The sequence below is a fragment of the Patulibacter sp. NPDC049589 genome (assembly GCF_040675535.1).
In the GTDB taxonomy this organism is placed as follows: Bacteria; Actinomycetota; Thermoleophilia; order Solirubrobacterales; family Solirubrobacteraceae; genus Patulibacter.
The window spans coordinates 1-2878 of record NZ_JBFAPC010000302.1 but is presented as its reverse complement, the minus strand read 5'-3'; the positions used below and the strand labels follow the sequence as shown (position 1 = coordinate 2878).

Here is a 2878-nt window from a genome sequence, read left to right as displayed (position 1 = left end):
CCGCCCGGCCGGCCCACCGCGTCCCCCCCCCGCCCCCCCCCCGGGCGCGGGCGCCTCGGACCCCGCCCCCCGGGCCGCCCCCCTCCACCCCGGGGGGGCCGTGGTGGGCGGCCCCCCCCGCGGGGGCGGGCTGGCCGCCGTCGGGCGCCCCCGCCGACGGCTGGGGGACGGCGGCCGGTCCGGGCGTCGTCGCGGGCGGCGCGATCGCGGCGGTGGTCGTCGGGGCGGGCGCGACGTCCTGCGTGGTCGTCTGCGGCGTGGTCGTCGGCGTCTGCGGCTGCGACGGGGCGCCGCCGCCGCTCGTGGTCGTCGTCGACTCCTTCTTGCAGTCGCCGCTGGCGGCGATCGCCTCGTCCAGCGCGTCCGGGAACTCCGGGGCGTACTGGTCGGAGTCGCTGCCGAGCATGCCCTTCGCGTCGCGGAGCTCCTTCGGCGTGTACTTGCAGGGGTCGATCTTCTGTGTCTTGCGGTAGTCCGCGTAGATGTCGTCGAACGTGTCGGCGCGCGCGGCGCCCGCGACGGGACCGAGCAGCGCGAGCGCCGTCAGCAGCGCGACGAGCGCCGTACGCAGCGCCGACGACGCGGCGGCCGGAGGCTGGTGACGGATGACACGGAGGACCACGCGACGATGGTACCGTCGGCCCCCTCAATGCACGCCGCCCTCCGAACGCTCCGAGCAGGACGGGCGGCGCGGGACCTCCGACCCTCAGCGGGCGGACTCCTGCTGACCGCCGCCCTGGCCGTCGGCACCGGGGTCGCCTTCGCCGGGGGCGGCTACGGGCAGACCGCGTCCGCCGTCGCGATCTGCCTCACCGCGCTGCTCTCCATCGCGGTCGGCGCGATGGTCGCCGGCGGCCTCGGGCGCATGCTCCCGCGGCGCGACGCCGCGCTCGGCGTCCTGCTGCTCCTCGCCTTCGCCGCGTGGTCGCTGATCGCGACCGCGTGGAGCGTCCGGCCGGACCGCTCGATCGCGTGGGGCGCCCTGGTGGCCGGCTACGCGCTGACGGTCTTCGTGGCGGGCGCCGCGGCGCGGATCGCGCCCAGCGCCCGCGCGATCGCGGTCGGCGCGCTGATCGCCGGCAGCGTCGTGCTCTGCGGTGTCGCGATCGTCGGCCGGATGTCGCCCGACACCGCCGTGACGATCGGCGGGCTCGACAACGCGATCCGCCTGCGCGGCCCGCTGGACTACTGGAACGCCCTGGGCCTCGTCGCGGCGATCGGCGCCCTGGCCGCCGCCCGGCAGGCCGTCGAGGGCGACCGCCCCGTCGCCTGGCGCGTGGCCGCCGGCGCCGTCGTCCCGCCGCTGATCGCGACCCTGCTGCTCAGCCAGTCGCGCGGCGCGATCGTCGCGCTCGTCGTCGGCATCGTCGTGGTGGCCGTGTCCTCCGGGGCCGCGCGCCTGCGGCTGCCCGCCATGATCGCGCTGTCCACGGCCGCCGCGGCGCCGCTGGCGATCACGGCCACCGGCCGCGTCGAGGGCTCCGCGGTCGTGTCGACCGACGGCCGCGCCGCGGTGCTCGGCGGGATCGTCGCGGCGATCGTCCTGGGCGGCGTGATCGCGCTCGCGATCCGCGCGGCCGAGGAGCGGATCGCCTGGGACCCCCGGAAGACCGCCGGCGTCCTGCGCGCCGGCACCGTCGTCGGGCTCGTCGCGCTGGTGATCGCCGCCGGCGCCTTCGTCGCGAAGGAGGGCGGCCCCGGGACCGCCCTGACGTCCCTGCGCGACAGCGTGGCGTCCGTCGACGAGGTCGCGCCCGTCTCCGGGGCGGACCGCCTGCTGTCGGTCTCCTCGTCCAACCGCACCGGCTGGTGGGCCGAGGCCGTCGGCGCGTGGGCGGACCGCCCGCTGGAGGGCTGGGGCCCCAGCAGCTTCGGCACCGTGCGCAAGGACTACCGCCAGGACACGACCGAGGTCACGCAGCCCCACAGCCTGCCGCTGCAGGTGCTGGCGGAGACCGGCGTGATCGGCTTCGCGCTGCTCGGCGGGGCGCTGTGGGTGCTCATGCGCGTCGGCGTCCGGCGGCTGCGGCGGATGCGCGAGGAGCGGATCGACCCGAAGCAGCTCGCGCTGCAGGCCACGCTGCTGGGCGCCGCGGCGGCCTGGCTCGTCCAGAGCGCGATCGACTGGCACTTCGACCTCCCCGGCGTGACGATGCCCGTCCTGGCGGGCCTGGCCGTCGCCGCCGCCGCGCCGGCCCCCCGGCGCACGCCGCGCACGCCCGACGGCACCATCGCGCCGGCGACGATCGACGAGCTCGACCGGCAGCTGGACCGCGAGGAGCGACCGGCGGCCAGCGGTGCGCTCGTGCTGGGCCTGACCCTCGCGGGCGCGCTCGTCCTGATCGTCCTGACGGTCTCGCCCGTGATCGGCGACCGGCTCGCGAGCGACGCCCAGGCCCGGCTCGCCGGCGGCGCGTCCGCGCAGGGGCTCAAGGACGCCACCAGCGACGTGGCGCTGGCGGCCAACCTCGACCCGTTCTCGCTCAAGCCCCTCGAGGTCGGCCGGCGGATCGCCGAGCGCCGCCAGAACTTCCTCGAGGCCCGCCGCCTGGCGATCCGCGAGACCGTGCGCCAGCCCGACAACCCGGAGGCCTGGAGCGCCCTGGCCGACGTGGCGGGCAAGATCGCCGACCGCGTCGGCATGCGCGTGGCCGCCAAGCGCGCCGTCGCCCTGGATCCCTACGGCGTGAAGGCCGTCAGCCAGCTCGCCGACGCCCTCGGCAAGCGCGCACCGCCGGAGGCCTCGCCGACCGCAGGGGCGACGCCGTTCCTGGATCCGCCGGCGGCCGCGACGACCCCGGTGACGCCGGACGGCGGCGGCACCACGCCGTAGGGCCGCGCCGCGGGGCCCGGGACGCCCGGGTCCTGCGCGCCCGGG

The 2878-nt window shown here is 78.1% G+C and carries 2 protein-coding genes; one reads left to right on the top strand and one right to left on the bottom strand.

The features are described 5' to 3' along the window. Nucleotides 1-622, bottom strand: a 622-nt coding sequence (locus AB0L40_RS27450; protein WP_364361933.1) for a hypothetical protein, incomplete at its 3' end; no start/stop codon positions are given. Between the two features lie 27 nt (nucleotides 623-649). Here AB0L40_RS27450 and AB0L40_RS27445 point away from each other — a divergent pair. Further along, on the top strand, nucleotides 650-2833 hold the full coding sequence (locus AB0L40_RS27445) for an O-antigen ligase family protein (RefSeq protein WP_364361931.1): 2184 nt from the start codon (nucleotides 650-652) through the stop codon (nucleotides 2831-2833). Nucleotides 2834-2878: the final 45 nt, after the last annotated feature.

Coding starts and splice junctions, on each gene's coding strand:
- AB0L40_RS27445 (WP_364361931.1), top strand. CDS start 650: ATGCACGCCGCCCTCCGAACGCTCCGAGCAGGACGGGCGGCGCGGGAC.